Annotated in this window: 13 protein-coding genes; 9 read left to right on the top strand and 4 right to left on the bottom strand. The window is 46.0% G+C overall.

What is annotated here, in order from left to right; translation table 11 throughout:
• Positions 1–273 precede the first annotated feature (273 nt).
• The 4 genes from NSQ20_RS23390 to NSQ20_RS23375 all read left to right on the top strand — a co-directional run bounded on the left by NSQ20_RS23390 (position 274) and on the right by NSQ20_RS23375 (position 5687).
• Positions 274–1683, top strand: coding sequence for a PTS transporter subunit EIIC (locus tag NSQ20_RS23390; RefSeq protein ID WP_340030984.1), 1410 nt, complete (start codon positions 274–276; stop codon positions 1681–1683).
• Positions 1684–1910: 227 nt separating this feature from the next.
• Positions 1911–3536, top strand: a complete 1626-nt coding sequence (locus tag NSQ20_RS23385; RefSeq protein ID WP_036668633.1) for a helix-turn-helix domain-containing protein — start codon at positions 1911–1913, stop codon at positions 3534–3536.
• 102 nt (positions 3537–3638) lie between these two features.
• Positions 3639–4655: an ABC transporter substrate-binding protein gene (locus tag NSQ20_RS23380; RefSeq protein WP_036668632.1), complete on the top strand. Its 1017-nt coding sequence runs from the start codon at positions 3639–3641 to the stop codon at positions 4653–4655.
• Positions 4656–4661: 6 nt separating this feature from the next.
• On the top strand, positions 4662–5687 hold the full coding sequence (locus NSQ20_RS23375) for an NAD(P)/FAD-dependent oxidoreductase (RefSeq protein WP_036668728.1): 1026 nt from the start codon (positions 4662–4664) through the stop codon (positions 5685–5687).
• 537 nt (positions 5688–6224) lie between these two features.
• Here NSQ20_RS23375 and NSQ20_RS23370 read toward each other — a convergent pair.
• Positions 6225–7199, bottom strand: coding sequence for an ABC transporter substrate-binding protein (locus tag NSQ20_RS23370; RefSeq protein ID WP_051449599.1), 975 nt, complete (start codon positions 7197–7199; stop codon positions 6225–6227).
• A gap of 204 nt (positions 7200–7403) precedes the next feature.
• Here NSQ20_RS23370 and NSQ20_RS23365 point away from each other — a divergent pair, with 204 nt between their 5' ends.
• Positions 7404–9254: an AraC family transcriptional regulator gene (locus NSQ20_RS23365; protein WP_162163191.1), complete on the top strand. Its 1851-nt coding sequence runs from the start codon at positions 7404–7406 to the stop codon at positions 9252–9254.
• Between the two features lie 216 nt (positions 9255–9470).
• Positions 9471–10241, top strand: coding sequence for a glucose 1-dehydrogenase (locus NSQ20_RS23360; protein WP_036668630.1), 771 nt, complete (start codon positions 9471–9473; stop codon positions 10239–10241).
• A gap of 106 nt (positions 10242–10347) precedes the next feature.
• On the opposite strand, the gene NSQ20_RS23355 is transcribed toward NSQ20_RS23360, so the two are convergent.
• On the bottom strand, positions 10348–10980 hold the full coding sequence (locus NSQ20_RS23355) for a TetR/AcrR family transcriptional regulator (RefSeq protein ID WP_036668629.1): 633 nt from the start codon (positions 10978–10980) through the stop codon (positions 10348–10350).
• A gap of 164 nt (positions 10981–11144) precedes the next feature.
• Between NSQ20_RS23355 and NSQ20_RS23350 the strand changes: the two genes are divergently transcribed.
• From NSQ20_RS23350 to NSQ20_RS23340, 3 genes are all read left to right on the top strand, one after another.
• Entirely contained in the window at positions 11145–11687 is a 543-nt protein-coding gene (locus tag NSQ20_RS23350) for a CueP family metal-binding protein (RefSeq protein WP_340030982.1), read from the top strand.
• A 175-nt stretch (positions 11688–11862) separates the two neighbouring features.
• Positions 11863–12864: an iron-siderophore ABC transporter substrate-binding protein gene (locus NSQ20_RS23345; protein ID WP_340030980.1), complete on the top strand. Its 1002-nt coding sequence runs from the start codon at positions 11863–11865 to the stop codon at positions 12862–12864.
• Positions 12861–14909 carry an iron ABC transporter permease gene (locus NSQ20_RS23340; RefSeq protein WP_036617472.1) on the top strand — a complete coding sequence of 683 codons (2049 nt, stop codon included), beginning with the start codon at positions 12861–12863 and terminating at the stop codon, positions 14907–14909. Before NSQ20_RS23345 ends, NSQ20_RS23340 begins: the two co-directional genes overlap by 4 nt.
• A gap of 290 nt (positions 14910–15199) precedes the next feature.
• Here NSQ20_RS23340 and NSQ20_RS23335 read toward each other — a convergent pair whose 3' ends face one another.
• Positions 15200–16372: an aminotransferase class I/II-fold pyridoxal phosphate-dependent enzyme gene (locus NSQ20_RS23335; protein ID WP_076318802.1), complete on the bottom strand. Its 1173-nt coding sequence runs from the start codon at positions 16370–16372 to the stop codon at positions 15200–15202.
• Positions 16373–16466: 94 nt separating this feature from the next.
• On the bottom strand, positions 16467–18542 hold the full coding sequence (locus tag NSQ20_RS23330) for a methyl-accepting chemotaxis protein (protein ID WP_256721296.1): 2076 nt from the start codon (positions 18540–18542) through the stop codon (positions 16467–16469).
• Between the last annotated feature and the right edge of the window lie 66 nt (positions 18543–18608).

The following is an 18608-nucleotide window of genomic DNA, read 5'->3' as shown; positions in this document are numbered from 1 at the left end:
ACATCATCTGATGACTGCGAATGTCGGTTGTGAGTATGAAGAGTATGACTCATAAGTACAGATGGATAAGAGCCTACATAAAAGTAGGCTTTTTTGCTTTTTCGACTTTCATAGGTCCATATACCTTGTATAAATGAACATGAAATGTCAGGTAAATTAGTTTTTTTATCCTATTGAAGTTTTTTCATGGAAATGTGTATATAGATAGAGGCATATTAGATCATAACACATCACAAAACACGGGTTTACCGTAATATGAGGAGATCGTACATAATGCATGACACACAAATTGAAGATTGGTTGAAACTCGCAGGTGGCAAGGAGAACATTAAGCTCGTAGAACATGATAAGGACACAACGACACTGGTACTGAAGGACAGTACACAGTTGAACATGTCGGCTCTTACCTCCGCAGATGTTGTAGCAAATATTCGGGTAACAGGTGAGCATTGTCATCTGGTAATAAGAGATGAATCTTCACTCATCTACAATACGTTACTGGGTATGGACGCTTGGGATTCGACAGGGACAGCGTTGCAGGAAGCGGGACACGCGAAGAAAAACGGATTCTCGATCTTACATTTTGTATCCGATGTATTCAGGCCCTTGATGCCTGCGATTCTCGGAGCCGCTGTTATTAAAATTATAGTCGCCATTATTGCGTTAATGGATACGTACAGTTCTGCCGACTCTTCAGCATTGATGGACAGCCAGACCTTTACGATCTTCAGGATCATTGGAGACGGTGTATTTTATGTACTGCCTATATTGGTAGCAATCAGCACAGCTTATCGGTTGAAGAGCAATATCTATGTTGCAGCATCTATTGGCGGACTCATGTTTTATCCGGAGATGACCATGCTGATGTCAGGGGAAAAAGAGGTGCATTTCCTGGGTTTGCCACTTGTGTCTCAGCCTGCTTTTTACTCTACGCCCATCTGGGTCATTCTAACGATCTGTGCAGCCGCCTTATTGGAAAGAGTCGTTGAACGATGGAGTCCAAAATTCTCCAAAGGGATGGTTGCTCCATTCCTGACGTTACTGATTCTTGTTCCGCTAGTATTGATGATACTTGGTCCAGTCGGCACCTGGATTGATGAATATCTGCCGGAGGCATTGAATTCACTAGTAGCTAATGCTCCAGTGTTGTCGGTGATGTTACTGGGAGCTGTCTTCTCACTGATGTTAATTATGGGATTACACTACTGGCTGATTGCCATCATCATTAATGAAATGGTTATGAATGGTGGTTCTATGGTGATTGCTGCCATGTTAGTGGCGATTGTTGGACAAGCGGGGGCTGCGCTTGCAAACGGAATCCGCTCGAAAGAGCCAACATCAAGAAGCCTGGCTTTCTGGGCTACTGGAACAGCCCTCCTTGGAGTTGTAGAGCCTGCATTGTATGCGGTCAACATGAGAAAAAGATCCTCTTTCTATGCGGCATTGCTGGGTGGAGCTGCGGGTGGACTATATTTCGGATTGTTATCTGTCAAGGCATTTGCTATGGTGGGGAATCCGAGCTTGGTCAGCCTCCCGCTCTTCATCGAAGAGGGTAGCCTGAATCTGTTACACACTTGCATTGGTGTGGTTATTGCGTTTGGTGTCTCAGGTGGACTAACGTATTGGATGGCAGGAAAAGGACAGAAACGGGGACAGGGGTCACCGAAAGCCAGCATTGAGTAATACGTAAAACGTAGCATTGAAAAGTAGTATTAAAGTTGTAAGAAAGAGCCTGTGCCTTGTGGTACGGGCTTTTTTGTTGTGTTTTTCTGATTAATGTAAGTATGAAATGTATAATCGCTGTCCTCCATGTTATTCAAGCCATACCTTGTTGGTTATGGAGTTGTCATGTATTTTGATATAGTGAAAACTATAAATCTGGATTACTAATCCCTTTGAAAGGATAACCTATGTCTGACAACATGGAATGGATTGCTCAATGGAAGTCAACGAATGCACTAAGCAACGCATGGATAACAAAAGGCGAGCTGCATCACTTTTTCAGTCACACCTTGATATTTATCATTGATGGAAAAGCGATCTGGAATATAAATGGACACCGAGTTCACGTCTCCTATGGAGAATTAATTGCGGTTGAAGAGAACTCCGTAATGGAGGTCATTGAAGGTGGCAACCTGGATCTGGCAGGCTGGCATGTTCAGTTCGATACATATTCGGTGCTGCATGATAGACGGGAAGCTCAGAAGTTCGAATGGCGGTTACCGTCAGGAGAGGCGTATCAGAAAGTGCAACTGTCCGGTGGAAGTCTGGCAAGTATCATTCAGCATTGGAGTGAAGTGCATACACAGGATCAGAGTGCAGAAAGGGTTGGCAATCAGCATTTGTTATATGAGTTGTTAAGTAATCTATATCGGAAACAACCGGATGACGAGTTGAAGCCAGAACACGGTATACTTCGCTCCATTGACTACATGCAGCAGCATTATGATCAGGTCATTACACGTACACAGTTAGCTCAGATTGCCGGAATCAGTCCATGGCATTACTCCCGCAAATTTAGTGAGCGATATGGTAAGCCACCTCTGGATTATCTTGCACACTACCGGATCTATCGCGCGCAGGAAGAACTGATATTAACCGCTGCAACCTCACAGGATATTGCCAAAAAGTCTGGATTTGAAGATGCTCATTATTTTAGCCGGCGCTTCAAACAATTGACTGGCGTATCACCTAAGATATATAGGCAGACGATGAAGCAGCGCAAAATCGTATCACTTTCTCCAATCTGTGCAGAAATTATGATTCATCTGGGTGTCATCCCCCATGCCGTAGTGGTAACTCCGATCCTGTTGTCTCCACATCACCGTGAACAATTTACCGCTCATGGAGTGAAGATGCTGGAGGTGACACAGTATGAGGTGGAGATAGAACTTGTTCGACAAGTTCAACCGGAGATGTTGATTGGAAACGTATTGACGGAAGAGGTCAAAAGGGAACTGCGCACAATTGCACCGATTCTAACCGGACTTCATCAAGATGTAGAACCAATGCTCAATCAATTGGCAGCCTGGTTTTATAAAGAAGATGAGGCTTATAGACTGCATCAGCAGATGAAACACGAAGTCAGCGTAGCTAAGCGACAGTTGCAACCCTTCATCCAATCCGCGTCCACTGTCATGCTGCTGAGGGTAGAAGCATTTGGTTATCGATATCTGGGTGGGCATTCACACGGGGTATCACACTTGTTATATGAACAGCTTGGATTAACACTGCCGCAAGCACTGGATTCAGGTACAGCATGGTTTAACCCTTGTTCGCTTGAACTGCTCAAACAAGCCAATCCCGATTACCTCTTTGTGGAGAAGCGAATCATGCAGCACTTCAGTGCTGAAGAGAATATGAGGAAACTATGGGAGAGTCCGCAATGGAACGAGCTGAAGGCTGTGAAAAATAATCGGGTATTTTACGTAGATACTCACCTGTGGGTAGACGGTCACGGAATAACGGGACACACTCTGATTCTTAATCAGATCATTCGCCATTTTGCGGAATCTTTTCATGAGAGAGCACAATAATCCAACTGAATACGCACGATATGCTATGGAAGCAACACTTCTTATTTGATACTATTTGATAATAATTATCATTATCAATATACATAAGGGGCGAAGTATATCATGTCACGAAGATTTAAAGGGTTGGGCATCATGCTGTTGGTGATCAGTATGATGTTGGCGGCATGTTCCGGTGGAACCAAGGAAGAGAATGCTACAGCTGGAACAGCAGGGGCTTCAACTGAAGGAGCAGCGAGTACTGCAGAAGAAACAGCGACTGAAAGTGGGACTAAGGTGGTGAAGGATCAGTTTGGAGAAGTAACGATTCCAACTCATCCTCAAAATCTGGTTGTGTTTGATTCGATTTATGCCGAGTATCTGATTGAAATGGGTGTTACACCCCAAATCGTTTTGTTAACTCCAGAAGTTGAAGCGGAATACCGCCCTGATTATTTGAAAGAACACGGGGTCCAGATCATTGAAGTCGAGCAATATCAATATAATTATGAGCAGTTGCTTGCGTTGTCACCGGATATGATTCTTACCGCTGGCGAAGGTATGGAACAGGGCGTATATGATGAATTGTCCAAAATCGCTCCTACAGTGGCACTTGATGCCAACAGTGAAATGAAACGTGCTATGCCAAAGCTGGCTGCCATATTTGACAAGAACGAAGAATCTGCCAAAGTACTGGCTGAATTCGATGAGAAAGCCTCACAAGCGAAAGAGAAAATTGCGACAGCCCTGGGAGACAAGACCGTATTGGTTCTCCGGGTAGAGCACAATCGTTACCGTTTCATGGGTCCCAAAGGAGGAAGCAGCAGTGTTTTCTTCTATGATATCCTGGGTCTGAATAGTCCTGAAGCGATCAAAGACTCTACAGATTGGTTTAGCCAGTTCTCTCTGGAATTCTTGCCTGAGATGAATCCGGATTATATTTTCCTGGAAGACAGAACCCTCGTAGGTTATGACACGAAGAAATCTATGGAAGATCTCAAAGCAAGCCAGGTGTGGTCGAATCTGGAGGCTGTGAAGAATGATCATGTCTTCCCGTTGAAGACAAGCCAATTCGTATCGGGTGTGGGTCCAATTGGCTCTGTAAAATTGATGGACTATGTTGTTGAAAAGTTGGTGCCATAGATGACGATGGAGACACAATTGGATATCTACGATATTACCATCGTTGGTGGGGGACCTGCTGGAATGTACGCCTCCTTTTATAGTGGCATGAGAGCCATGCGTACCAAGATCATCGAAGCCAAACAGGAACTCGGCGGATTCATGCGTACATACCCGGAGAAGCTGATCTGGGATGTGGGCGGGGTTGATCCGATTCGCTGTGAGAAGCTGATTGAATCGCTGGAGAGACAAGCGAGAACGTTCGATCCAACGATTGTATTTGGGCAGGAAATTGCTGAGCTTGAACGACGTGAAGATGGTGTATTTGTACTCATGTCTAAAACAGGGGAGCGCCATTACACACGTACCATCCTGTTATGTGCGGGCAGAGGCATGACCCAGGTGCAAAAGCTGGATGTCGAGGGTGCCAATCGGTATGAGCTGACAAATCTGCACTATACGATAACGGATCTGTCCCGATTTGCCGGGAAGCGTGTTCTGATCTCGGGTGGTGGTGATTCCGCAGTCGACTGGGCGAATGAAATGGGCAAAATAGCAAGTGAAGTTACGGTGGCACACAGACGTCATGAATTTACCGGACACGAGTCGCCAGTTGCTCAGATGAAAGCTCAGGCCAACGTCATGACGCCATTTAACATCTCACGCTTATACGGTACAGGTGATAAAATCGATCGTGTTGAGTTGGCCCATGTAGAAACTGGTGAGATCACACATGTTGAAGTGGATGAAGTTGTCGTAAGCCACGGATATGATCGTGATTTCGGTAACCTTGTGCAATGGGGACTGGCGCGTGAAGATTACGGCGTGTCCGTTGATCAGCGCATGCGTACCAACATTCCAGGCATATTCGGAGCAGGTGATTTCATTACTTATGGAAGCAAAGTCAGGCTGATCGCAGGTGCTTTTAACGATGCGGTGCTCGCAGTCAACAGTGCCAAGACGTATCTGGAACCTGCTGCTTCCGATATGGCAGGGGTATCTTCTCACAATGCCCGGTTTTATGAGAAAAACAAAGCGCTCTCCAATACGTAGATAGGTTTGCGTGAATGGAAGGCAATCTGAAGAGCCCGACACAATTTCGAGATCTCCTCGAAATTGTGTCGGGCTTCAAAAAAAGTTTACACAAACAGCGCCCACCAGAACGAGGTGGCGCTGTTTTATTTGGTTTGAACATGTCACTATTATCAATAAGGATACGCTGAGATGGATAAACGGTCTTGAATCTCCAGACTGCCGATCTTGGCGAATGGATAGATGATTTTCTAAGGAACTCAGGACATCTTATTTGGCCTTCAGCTCATCTTCTTAAATTGTAAGGTCCATCAGACACGTTATCTACCAAAATCCCCTTATAAAAAAACTGAAAACGGCTTGTTAATCGGATATAGAGTGTCTCAAGTTCTTTAGGTTTCTGTAGGCGCTTCAAATCGTTGAATAAGACGTCTCAGATTCGTCAGTGCCTGCTCGCACTTGAAAGGTACGTTCTCATACATTCAGGATTCAGTGCGCTTGCCTACGCTGAACACGTTCAGGTTCGGTTTCGGGCCTCACTAGAATTGAAAACTCGCGCTAATTCAGCTCAGTCTGTCCACTTGCGAGTCGATCTGCGATCTCTTCGGCTTGTAGAATGGAGGTATAGGGATCAGCAGTGAAATATTTATGAATATCCAGTTTGTAGATATGGTCGTTCTGCACCGCAGGCAGATTGTCCCAGACGGTAGGCAACAGGGAGTGATCTTTCGTGCCTTCTGTAACCATCATCAGTAGGTAATCACCTACATACTCTCCAAAGACCTCCGCGCTAGCTTCCAGGTTTTCTTTGCCTTGGTCCAGAAGATCTGATTTTACCTTGGGTGCCGGAGTTAGTCCAAGCAATTCATAGGCTGCTCTTCCACCACGATTGGCGCTGTTGCCGATAATGGCTGGGTTCTTCAAAAAGTTAAAATCGGCAACGGTGAAGGTGGCACCATCCGGAATGACACCTTTAATTTTGGCCTGAGCTGCTGCGATCCGTTGTTTAAATGATTCGTTCCAAGTTATAGCTTCTGCTTCGCGGTTCAGAATCTCGCCCATGGCTGTCACTTCTGCTTCCATGGAAGCATACTGATCGGGTACGAATACGACAGTCGGAGCGATTTTGGAATAGGTCTGAAATTTCTCCTGGTCCCATGTGATAATCAGATCCGGTTCCAGCTCTACCATTTTCTCAAGTGAAACCTCACTGTGGTTACCCAAATCCGCGCTATCCACAAGTTTGTCACGCAGGAATACTCCATAATCCAGCAGGCTACTCGGCACACCAACTGGTGTTACGCCGACAGCCAGAACATGTCCTATATTCCAATCAACGACAACCCGCTCCGGGTTGAGGGGGACTGTAACGTCTCCCATCATCGTGGAGAGTGTTCTTGTTTGCGGTGCGGTGTTTCCTGTTTCTGTCGCCCCAGGTTTCACGGTCTCTTTCTGGGTACAACCACTAATGAATACGGCCATGATCAGCAAAACAGGCAGGGTGATACGATACCAAGCTTTCTTAAACAACATGACGAACCCTCTTTCTAATTGATAATGATTTTCATTTAATATAACTCTAGAGACAATCTAACGATTGCACAATAACCAATTCGGAAGCGGAAGCATAACCATTTCAGAACTCAATCGACAGGTTGAACTGAGAATGATTATCATATATGATGAGGCGAAGCTTTGGATGTGGTAACGAGGAAACACAAAGAAAGGTCCATGACGATGAACATAGAAGAATACGGGGCATTATGGGAGCATATAACAATCCGATTACTGGATATTCGGATTATGACCGTTAACATCAGTGAAGATCCTAATACGTGGACGCTTCCCTCGAATGCTTTTTTACTAATTACGAATGGCAAGGGGAAGATCTGGCTTGGTCAGGCGATGCATCACATTAAAGGGACATATATTCTGCACGCCTCCAAAGGAACGCGCCTGGATTGTCTGGCTAAGAAGCCGATGGAAATACATATGTTGTCTTATTCGTCACCAGAGTCAGAGAAGCCAAATACTGAAAGATCCCAAACATATACTGGGTCGGAGTCTTTGCAAGTAAGTTTTGGTTTTGAACCAGCGTGTCCATTGCCATTAATTGAAATCATGCAGTTGATATACAGACAATGGAATGAACTACAGTCAGCAGGCCGGATTCAAACCAAGGCGCTGTTCTACCAATGGCTCGCCGAGATGCTGAAACAAATGCAGGAGCAGAAGTTTAACGATGCTAAGCTGGATCGGGTAGATCAAGCGGTGCATTATATGAAACGTCACTTCGGGGAACCACTCAAGATAGAACAGGTAGCTGAAATGCTGAATTGTAGTCCAAGGTATCTAAATCAATTGTTTCAGCTTCAATTAAATACGAGTCCCAGCCGTGTGCTGTCACAGATTCGGATGGAACAGGCATTAAAACTACTGGTGAGCACGAATGGGACCTTACAGGAAATCGCGGAGAGAGTAGGCTATGAGAACGGCTACACGCTAAGTCGTTATTTCAAGAAACATTATGGTGTATCTCCTGAGTTTTACAGAAAGCGTCGAGAGTGCAGTGCTCCAGATGTAGCCCTGCAAACATTCCAACCACTTGCCGTTCTGGAAAGTCATTATTCGGGATGGAGCGAACGAACGGTACCCATACTTGAAGCCGACCAGACCTGGCCAGAACAGGAGATTGTAGATTTGAAAGGAGTCCAAGTGAGGAAACCCCCAGCGCCCGCGGTACCAAGAGCCAGAACTCGGATGCTTGCCACAAGCATGGGCGAGATTACGATACCTAACAAGCCTAGCCGTGTTGTCGTCGACTGGAATTTGGGAGAAGTACTGGCATTGGGAGTGACGCCTCTCGGAGCGCCGCATTCACTCATTGAAAGTAACCAAATGCTGGAGCCTTATATCTATGATCAAGTACAGGATATCGGCAATCATAATTTTATCTCGCTCGAAAAAGTGCTTGAACTGGAGCCCGATTTGATTATCACCTGGAATCGTGCTGCTTACGCTTCCTATGCCAGAATTGCACCAACGGTGGTCTATGGAGGGACTGGTTACGGCTCTGTCGCGGAGGAGATTCGAGAGATGGGACGTATTCTGAATCGCCAGACAGAAGCCGAAACATGGATTAACGAATACGGGCGGAGAGTACATACTTTGCAGCAAACGATCCCGGGCAAGGTCTCCGCAGAGAAGACATTTACCGTCATTGATCCGAACTGGGGAGAACATATTACCCTTGTGGGAAATACGGGAACTCGTGGAGGTAAGGCAGCCTACGGATTACTGAACTTGAAGCCAGCAGGCAAGGTTCGCCAGGAACTATTGGAGCCGGGCCTGGAATACCTGGATATTGCGCGGAGTGCGGTAGGTGGGTACCTGGAGGACTACCTGTTGGTGTTGGATAATGGTCCAAGACACGAACTTGATCAAGCTTCAGGCAAACCATGGCAGAAGTCTATCGAGACAGATCACTGCCAGATTATTAGCCTTGACTGGAATAGATATTTCCTCTCCGACCCGTTGTCTGCGGTGCTGCAAGCCGAGGAAATGGCAGACCGGATTATGGCACCTTGAGATGGAATACAGTATGAGAGTGAAAACAACAGATTGGTTTAGATTTGTGGATTAACTTTGACATAACAGACAAAAGGAAGCACACATTATCGGTTATCCCACAAAAGCCTGTCTATTTGCTGATTGAAAGAGCTTTCATTTCATCCGTATACTAAAGGTGTTAATAGATTGGGTGTCGTAATGAGGCACTCATCGTAATAGGAAAGGATGATATGAATGGGCAGATTAACTGGAAAAGTTGCAATTATAACCGGTTCCGCAAGTGGAATGGGATTGGCAGGTATTCAATTATTTGCAAAAGAAGGAGCCAAGGTAGTGGCTACCGATGTGGCAGTCGAAGCTTTGGAGGAACAGGTTAAACAGATCGTAGCTGGTGGCGGTGAAGCCATTGCGTTGAAGCTGGATGTGTCCAGCCCAGAGTCCTGGAAAGCTGTTGTGGAAGAAACCGTATCGAAATACGGCAAAATAGATATTCTGGTCAACAATGCGGGAATTCATATGGCCAAAGGCATTTTGGAAGCTGAGTTAGAGGATTGGGACAAGGTTATGTCCATTAATGGTACAGGTGTATGGCTCGGCATGAAGGCAGTCATTCCTTATATGCAGAAGAATGGACAAGGTTCGATCGTTAATACCTCTTCCATTGCAGCAATCATTGGTGGAATAGCGGATGCCCAGGGCGCGGCTTATAGTGCTTCCAAGGGATCTGTACGTTCATTGACCAAACACGGGGCACAGTGGTTTGCCAAAGACAATATTCGTGTGAACTCCGTACATCCGGGTGCTGTGTTTACGGGTATGGTGGAGAAAGCAGGCATCAAATCACAGGTGGAGATGGGGGAGAATTACAAAAATCTTGCTCCATTGCCTCCACATGCTGGTGAATCTATGGATATTGCTTACGCCTACCTGTTTTTGGCATCTGATGAATCCAAATTCATTACAGGTGTTGAGTTGCCTGTAGATGGTGGATGGATCAGCAACTAATTAAAATAAACGTTTCGACATATTAAAGAGGTACTGTATCTCAAGCTTCAAGGGAGACAGTACCTCTTTTTAACAACAGATCCCACTACAGAGTTATGGCTAAACGTTATCTTGATGGACTCGTTGCAGAATGGAGATTAGACCGATAAATCTCTTGGGATCGGTTCATGCGTGTGAATTCCAACAGTTGTTCAGCCATATAGGAGGCGCTGTATTTGAAATTGCTTTGCACCCAACCCGTAACTAAACCAAGAACGGCATTAGCCTGATAACAGGCGAGAAGTTCCTTATCCAACCGTGGATCAGGCGACAGATCGGTTACATCCTCCAGATACAAGTTCTTAAGTGTTATATAGAGTGTATCCCTGAAATCCAGTAGCACGTTAGAATTAACCAGCAATGTATAGAAGGAGGCATGAGCCAGCACATGGTCAAAAATTTGAATTGCTGAGGCGTTAAGGTCCTTAATATCGAAATCTCGGAAATGCTGATAGGGTGCTCGATAGGCTAATTTTAGATCGTCAATCACGTCATTTAACAATTCATCAAACAGGTCTTCTTTGTATACATAATGCTTGTAAAATGTGCTGCGGTTCAAATCGGCGGATTTGACAATATCGGTGATGGTTATACTGGCCAAGGGCTTACGGGACATCCATTCCAGAAGGGCTGTTTTCAGAGCCAGTTTGGATTTGTGTACTCTTCGATCGGTGTCAGATACAGATGGAGACTTAAACATATACACAACCTCCCTTACTTATCAATGATACAGTGCACAGGCAGCAAATTACTCTTGCTACAATACAAAAATGTGAATATATGGTTACTTTGGTGTCGTAAACTGTCCGTATCACTGTGTTCTCCCTTATAATAAACCAAAACGGACGAGGAGATGGACTCCAAATGAAGAAACAAATGTGGATCATTGCAAGTGTTGCAGTTGTGATTGTAATCGGAACCTATCTGTTTGCAAACAATACGGGCAAGGATGAGGCGGGCACAGCCAATGCGCCCAACATCCGAAAATTGGTGGAAGATATCAGCACAGGAAAAGAGACACCGGAATCTGCCTCCATTAATGCCAAACAGTTAATCGTCACCGATCAAGATGAAAAAACCATTACATATGATTTGCCTGAGAACGAATTTTTCCTTTCCATTGCACCCTATGTGGACCAGACCCATCCCTGTGCAATTCATAGCTTGACCGGTTGTCAGGGGGAAATGAGCAATAAGGAATTTAGCGTTACCATTCACGATTCTCAAGGCAACACTTTTATGAAAGATGCAGTGATTAAGTCTGGTGCGAACGGATTTATGGATTTTTGGGTGCCTAGAGACAGAACCTATCTGATTCGTATTGTTGGAGATGGAAAGGTTGCAGAAACGCAATTGTCTACATACGAAAATGATAATACATGCATCACTACGATGCAGTTGAGTTAACAGCAATCAATAGAAGGGAAGGATGGCTTTTGAGCTATCTTTTCCTTTTTTATTTGATAAAAGAATGGGAATAAGGTACTTTCCATTGACAAAAATCCATTCCTACGGCATAATCCAATAGTGATAATGATAATTGTTATCATATAAATACATATTAACAGGGGAGAAAAGAGATATGAAAAAAGGGTTGAATGGACTGTTGATTATGCTGGCCTTTGTGCTGGTTTTGGCGGGTTGTGGTAAAACCACGACTACAACAGATACAAGTCAAGGTAGTGACTCGGGTAGTGCTCCGGCTGAAGAGACAGCAGGTCCTGTTACCGTGAAGCATAAACGTGGAGAGCTTAAGTTGGACAAGCCAGCAGAACGTGTTGTTACGCTTGAATGGACATATACGGAAGATGTCGTTGCCCTGGGTGTTCAACCAGTAGGTAACGCAGATAACGCTAACTATAAAGTGTGGGTAACATCCGAAGCAGCACTGGATGACAGTGTAACGGATATCGGAACACGCAGTGAACCCAATCTGGAAGCTATTGCTGCATTGAAGCCAGATCTGATCATTGCCAATGCGGATAATAACACGGCGGTCTACGATCAGCTGAATGCAATTGCTCCAACGATTGAATATGATCCGTATGATGGTGACGGCTATGATTATGACAAGATGACAGAGATCTTTAATAACATTGCAACAGCTCTCGGTAAAGAAGACAAAGCAAAAGAAGTTCTGAGTGATCTCGATCAACACTATGTAGAAGCCAAAGAAAAACTGGCTGCTGCGGGGAAAGAAAACTTCAATTTTGCACTGACACAAGCATTCACATATCAAAATGCAGTCAGCTTGCGTATGTTTACCGATAACTCGGTTGTGATTGGTACTTTGGACAAAATCGGACTGGTTAACGAATGGAAGCCGGATAAAGTTGAGAACTATGGCTTCTCTACAGTAGGTATTGAATCCTTAACCGATGTGAAGGACAGTAACTTCATTTATATTACACAACCAGACGATGACGTCTTTGGCACAGCTATGAAAGATAACTCGGTATGGAACGGACTGAATTTTGTGAAGGAAAAACGCACATATCAACTCGATAGCACAACATGGACATTTGGTGGACCGATCTCCTCCAGAGTATTGGTTGATGGGGTAGTCGAGGCGATTACCAAATGAGTTCGGTTCAAGGATCTAAGCCAGCTATGAATTGGCGCACAATTAGCATATATGGGGGCGGTCTAACCGCTCTCATCGTGCTTTTTTTTGTAAGTCTGTGTTATGGAGAAGCTTCCATTCCTTTGCATGTCGTTTGGGACGCTCTTACAGGCAGACAGGATTCATTAGAGCACAATATGGTCTGGGACTTGCGCATGCCGCGTACAGTGATTGGTATTCTTGCGGGTGGCGCACTGGCTGTTGCGGGCGCTTTGCTGCAAACGATTACCCGTAATCCATTGGCTGCTTCAGATACGCTGGGCATTAATGCAGGAGCGTACTTTGTGGTGGTGCTGGGAGCTATCGCTTTTCCAGGTCTATTAAGTCAGTCGCCTTTTCTTTTCGCAGCACTAGGTGGTTTGCTGGCAGCATTTGCGGCTTATTTCATGGGCGGCGGACGAACATCAAGCCCGGTTCGACTTGCGTTGTCCGGTATGATTGTATCGATGGTGCTTGGTTCATTTACAAGTGCATTACATATTTTTTTCTCCATGGAGACACAAGGGTTGTTCCTTTGGGGTTCCGGAACACTTGTCCAGAATGACTGGAGTGGAGTGTTTTATGCTTTGCCTTGGGTGGTTGGTATTACCCTTCTCGCGTTAATCCTGTCCAGACAGTGGGATATGCTGGAGTTGGATGAATCAACGGCTTCTTCATTGGGACAAAAGGTTACATTGGCTCGTGCAGTAGGGTTAATTCTTGCTGTATTGCTGGCCGCTGTGATTGTAAGTGTAATTGGGCCGATTGGCTTCGTGGGACTGGTCGCACCACATCTGGTTCGATTGAGTGGTGTACGTTCTAACCGATTACTTTTACCCGGTGTGTTCATATGGGGCGCAGCGCTCCTGGTTGGAGCAGATGTCCTCGCCAAGATGGTGCATAACTCCAGCATGGAACTACCAACGGGTGCCGTTATGGCGATCATTGGTGCACCGTGGCTCATCTGGCTTGTTCTTACACGGATGAAGGCTGCGAACGGATCAGGCATGTCTACTTCAATGAGCACAGGAGGAGCTGCGCGTCGTTTTGCATTTGGCCCGATGGCTGTATTATTCTCAGTCATAACGGTCGTGCTTATCTTGCTCAGTACGATGTTTGGCGGTATGCGAATTCCTCTGGCCGATTGGTTACCAAGTCTGTTCCAATCGGATGGACTGTTCTCCGCGCTGATTCAGCTTCGGATTCCGCGTACACTTGTTGCCGCAGGTGCAGGAGCTGCACTGGCAATCAGTGGTGTACTCATTCAGATGGCGGTACGTAACCCGCTGGCAGATGCTTCAATTGTTGGTGTGTCCTCAGGTGCAGGGCTTGGAGCGATGATGGTCATCATCTTATGGCCGGGTCTTCCGATATACTTGCTGCCAATTGCGGCAATCATCGGTGCAGCCATTGCTGCAGTGGTGGTGTTCTCCCTCGCCTGGAAGAAAGGACTGAACCCTTCGGCGGTTGTGTTGCTGGGGATCGCGATGTCTGCGATTGCTGGAGCAGGTATTCAGATTCTGATTGTCCGTGGTGCGGTATACGGTAGCAGCGGATATATCTGGCTGACAGGAAGCACCTATGCTCGTACCTGGGAACAGGTGAGGGTTATCGGATTATTTTTAGTTATTCTGGTACCGGTGGCTTGGTGGTTGGCACGCAGATTCGAACTGCTGGTATTTGACGACAATAGTGCATCCGGGCTTGGTCTCGGAGTACGTCGTACACGATTATTGGCCATGACAGTTGGTGTATTACTTGCAGCAGGTGCGGTTGCTTGTGTAGGAACCGTTGGTTTTATCGGCCTGATTGCACCACATATGGTACGGCTACTGACGGGGAATAAGTTAAGACGATCCATGTTCCTATCCGCATTAGCGGGTGCAGTCATGCTGGTGCTCGCCGATACAATCGGCAGAACCGTCATGGCACCGACAGAGATTCCATCAGGCATACTCATTGCGATCATCGGAACACCGTACTTCCTGTATCTGATGTATCGTTCCAACTGGCGCAAGTCTGTATAAAAAGTTCAAACCTGAAGCCTGCTCCCCGAGCAGGCTTTTTGCTGTCACGGTATGCCCTCCAGCCATGATCTTATGTTCCTGTTTAACCGGGTTGCATAGATATTGGATCATTGGACCTGACGTGTGGTACCCACAGATAACCTCACCCGATGAATGTCTACTCCCGCACCAAATGACAAAATCCCCTCACGTCTACAAGAAGTAGAGACCACGTTTATCAAACGTGAAACTCTTACTCCCTGTGGATCTTGAGGGGATTTTGGCTTGAGCACATTCGAATTGTGCTCCCGTTAGCTGGATTTCAGAATCCCGCTGTCATCAACTGATTGTACCGCTTGTTGCAATATTTCATTATCCTGAACGAGGGCGAAGCGAACGTAACCTTCGCCTGAAGGACCAAAGGCACTGCCTGGGGTTGCGATGACTCCTGCATGTGTAACCAGATCCATGGCAAATTGCTCCGAGCTGTCGTAGTGCGCCGGAATCCGGCTCCAGACGAACATCGTTGCTTCAGGTTTAGCGATGGGCCAACCGAGATTGCTGAATCCATCACAGAGGATGTCTCTTCGCTGTTCATAAATAGCTCTGACCCGTTTAACCTCCGATTGATCACCGGTAATAGCGGCAATTGCTGCTTTTTGGATAGGTAGGAACATCCCGTAATCCATATTGGATTTCAGCTTTTTCAGCATGGAGACCATGGTTGTATTGCCCACACAGAAGCCGATTCGCGCTCCGGCCAGTCCGTACGTTTTTGACAGGGAATTGAATTCCACACCGACGTCCATGGCGCCAGGGAATGCGAGGAAGCTTCCACATGACTTTCCGTCAAATACGAGCTCGCTGTACGCGTTATCATGGAGCACGATAATATCATACTTCTTCGCAAAGGCAATCAGGTCGAGATAGAACTGATCCGGTGCCATCGCGGTTGTCGGATTGTTGGGATAGGAGACCAGCATAAATTTTGCTCGATGAGCGATATCTTCCGGTATATCCTGAAGTTGAATAACATACCCGTTTTCTTCTTTTTGCGGCATATAATACAGTTCTGCACCTGCCAGTAACGGTCCATCCGCAAAGACTGGATAGCAGGGGTCAGGGACTAACACCAGATCACCTTCATCGACAATGGAGAGGGATATATGTGCCAGCCCTTCCTGTGAACCGAGCAAGGAACAGATCTGTGTTGCCGGGTCTAACTCGACCTGATAGCGTTGCTTGTACCAATCGCTTGTAGCTTGCAGCAACTCACTCTGATCATTCACAGCATATATATAATTAGCCGGATCAGCAGCGGCCTCGCATAGTGCAGTTATAATATGCTGCGCAGGTGGGATATTCGGCGTACCCACACTGAGATCAATAACGGGCTGACCGTTCTCCAGTCTGCGGCGTTTGATCTCCAGCAACCGGGTGAAAATTCCTTCGTTGAAATGATCCATTCGTTTGGCAAAGTTCATGATGATGATTCAGCCTCCAATCCTCTTCGTACGCATATTCATTAATAATAAATGGACAGCGACTAAAAGAGAAGAGCAGGGGAAAGCTTGCGGATCATGACTTTACTTTAAACTGACTTAGTTCGTCTTGCAGTTTGCCAGATAGCTGGTTCAACTGTTTCGACAGATCCGCTACCTGTTCGATACTATCCAGCTGATCCTGCGTGCTGGCGCTTACTTCTTCCGTCGATGCCGAGTTCTCCTCTGTGGTGGATGAGATAATCTCCAGTGCCTGGAATATCTCATCTTTGTGTTTGTGTACATTGGCGGTATTAGTGGTAATCTGCATCATACGTTGCTGCAGATCTTTCAAGTCTTTGTTAATACTGAAGAAAACATGTTTGGTATCTTCTACGGATTTGGCATTCTCCTCCGCAATCTTCATACCGCGCATGGTATGTTCAACCGACAGGGTTGTTTTCTCTTCAATAACATTCACCTTTTTGTTGATTTCCTCTGTTGCCTGAGCCGTCTGTTCTGCAAGTTTGCGGACCTCTTCGGCAACGACGGCAAATCCTCTTCCATGTTCGCCAGCACGTGCAGCCTCAATAGAGGCATTCAGGGCGAGTAGGTTCGTTTGAGAGGCAATCTGTTTGACTGTATCCACAAAACTGGATATTTCATTCCGACTCAGGTCAATCTCCTGGATAATAGAGGACATTGCTTGGGTGGACTGGTGGTTTTCGTCGGACCATTTCGATAATTGTTCCACGACCGCAAGTCCTTGGCTGCTTTGATCAGCAGATGTCTGCACGACCGTTCCCATAGCCTGCGCATCGGTAGCAATTTCATCAATTTGGCTGGATAATGAGCCTGTTTTGCGTAAGATATTTTCCGTTTCGATGGACTGATAATTCGTTGCATTGGCAATCTCGTTGATGGCTGTTGATGTGTCATTCATGGTCACAGCCGTTCGTGAGGAGATGGCCTGCAGATCATTCGACGACTGGTTCAGGATTTGCGCCGAGCTGCCGACCATTTGCAGCATGCCCTGAATTTTCTGCACCATGGAATTCAAGCCTGTGGCGATCTGTCCAATTTCATTATTAGATTTGATATCCAGTTTGACAGTCAGGTCACCTTGTTCAATCTGTTTAATCTTGGCCAGCAGCTGTGGTATGGAGCGTAACAGACGGCGAAGGGTAATATAACAAATAATCACAAGCAGAAGGGTAGCTGCAGCAAAACCGCCAAGTGTAATCCACGTGAATGTTTTTAATTCCGCAAGAACTTCTTCTTCGGATATAGTCAGACCAACGGACCATCCCGTATCTTTGCTGGTAGCGTAGCCGATATATCGACGTTCCCCATTGTCGTTCATAAGTTGTACGCCGTTTTCACCCGCAAGCATTTTCTTGCCGATGTCTCCCATGTCCCCCGTACTGTTCAGGATGTTTTCCTTCAATACCTTCTCTTGATCTGGATGGTACAGAATTTCCCCGCTCTTGGACAGCAACATGGAATAGCCCGTGCTTCCAAGGGAATAACTCTCCATAATCGCCGGGATATCCTTGAATGCAATATCCGCTGCCGCAAAGCCGATCGTGGTGTTGTTTTCGTCTTTGATCGGATAAAAGATACCCATGAGTACATCGCCTGCTGCAATATCAATGTACGGATCGGAGAAATAAAGTCCGTCTGCGTCGGTAACCGGCTTGTAGTATGGACGTGACTGGATATCAAAGTCCGGTGCAGATACGACACCATCATTTTGAATCCAAAAGCCTTTTCCATCCAGACCCGCGACCCAGGCATCGGCAAACGAAGGCTCTGCCTTAACGATAGCGGCGAGTGTCGCCTGTGTTTCCGCAGCGTAGGTTGAACTTTTCGCATCCGCAGCAGATGCTGTTGTTTCTATGTATTGCTGAAATAATGTGTTGGTGGACATTTGCTTGACCAGTGCGCCCTTTTCCTTGAATAGTGCATCAAATTCACTAACAATGGCTTGTGTCTTGGTCTGGAGCATGGATTCCTGCTGTTTCACCAGAATGTTTCGTGTGCTTGCAAACATAAATGTTCCCAGCACGGCAAAGACAACTACGATAATGATCAGCAGCACAATGGACAACGTATTTGCCATACTGGATGTCCGTGCTCTCTTTTTCCCCCACTTGTTCAACATGTTCGACATATTCCATCTCCCCAGATGATTAATAAAAAGCTCAAAACGCCTAAGTTATATGTCGGCTTAATCTAT

This window comes from Paenibacillus sp. FSL K6-1122 (assembly GCF_037977015.1).
Taxonomy (GTDB): domain Bacteria; phylum Bacillota; class Bacilli; order Paenibacillales; family Paenibacillaceae; genus Paenibacillus; species Paenibacillus amylolyticus.
This window is presented reverse-complemented; position numbering and strand designations above follow the sequence as displayed.

Coding starts and splice junctions, on each gene's coding strand:
- NSQ20_RS23365 (WP_162163191.1), top strand. CDS start 7,404: ATGAACATAGAAGAATACGGGGCATTATGGGAGCATATAACAATCCGA.
- NSQ20_RS23350 (WP_340030982.1), top strand. CDS start 11,145: ATGAAGAAACAAATGTGGATCATTGCAAGTGTTGCAGTTGTGATTGTA.
- NSQ20_RS23360 (WP_036668630.1), top strand. CDS start 9,471: ATGGGCAGATTAACTGGAAAAGTTGCAATTATAACCGGTTCCGCAAGT.
- NSQ20_RS23330 (WP_256721296.1), bottom strand. CDS start 18,542: ATGTCGAACATGTTGAACAAGTGGGGGAAAAAGAGAGCACGGACATCC.
- NSQ20_RS23370 (WP_051449599.1), bottom strand. CDS start 7,199: ATGTTGTTTAAGAAAGCTTGGTATCGTATCACCCTGCCTGTTTTGCTG.
- NSQ20_RS23335 (WP_076318802.1), bottom strand. CDS start 16,372: ATGAACTTTGCCAAACGAATGGATCATTTCAACGAAGGAATTTTCACC.
- NSQ20_RS23355 (WP_036668629.1), bottom strand. CDS start 10,980: ATGTTTAAGTCTCCATCTGTATCTGACACCGATCGAAGAGTACACAAA.
- NSQ20_RS23345 (WP_340030980.1), top strand. CDS start 11,863: ATGAAAAAAGGGTTGAATGGACTGTTGATTATGCTGGCCTTTGTGCTG.
- NSQ20_RS23390 (WP_340030984.1), top strand. CDS start 274: ATGCATGACACACAAATTGAAGATTGGTTGAAACTCGCAGGTGGCAAG.
- NSQ20_RS23375 (WP_036668728.1), top strand. CDS start 4,662: ATGGAGACACAATTGGATATCTACGATATTACCATCGTTGGTGGGGGA.
- NSQ20_RS23385 (WP_036668633.1), top strand. CDS start 1,911: ATGTCTGACAACATGGAATGGATTGCTCAATGGAAGTCAACGAATGCA.
- NSQ20_RS23380 (WP_036668632.1), top strand. CDS start 3,639: ATGTCACGAAGATTTAAAGGGTTGGGCATCATGCTGTTGGTGATCAGT.
- NSQ20_RS23340 (WP_036617472.1), top strand. CDS start 12,861: ATGAGTTCGGTTCAAGGATCTAAGCCAGCTATGAATTGGCGCACAATT.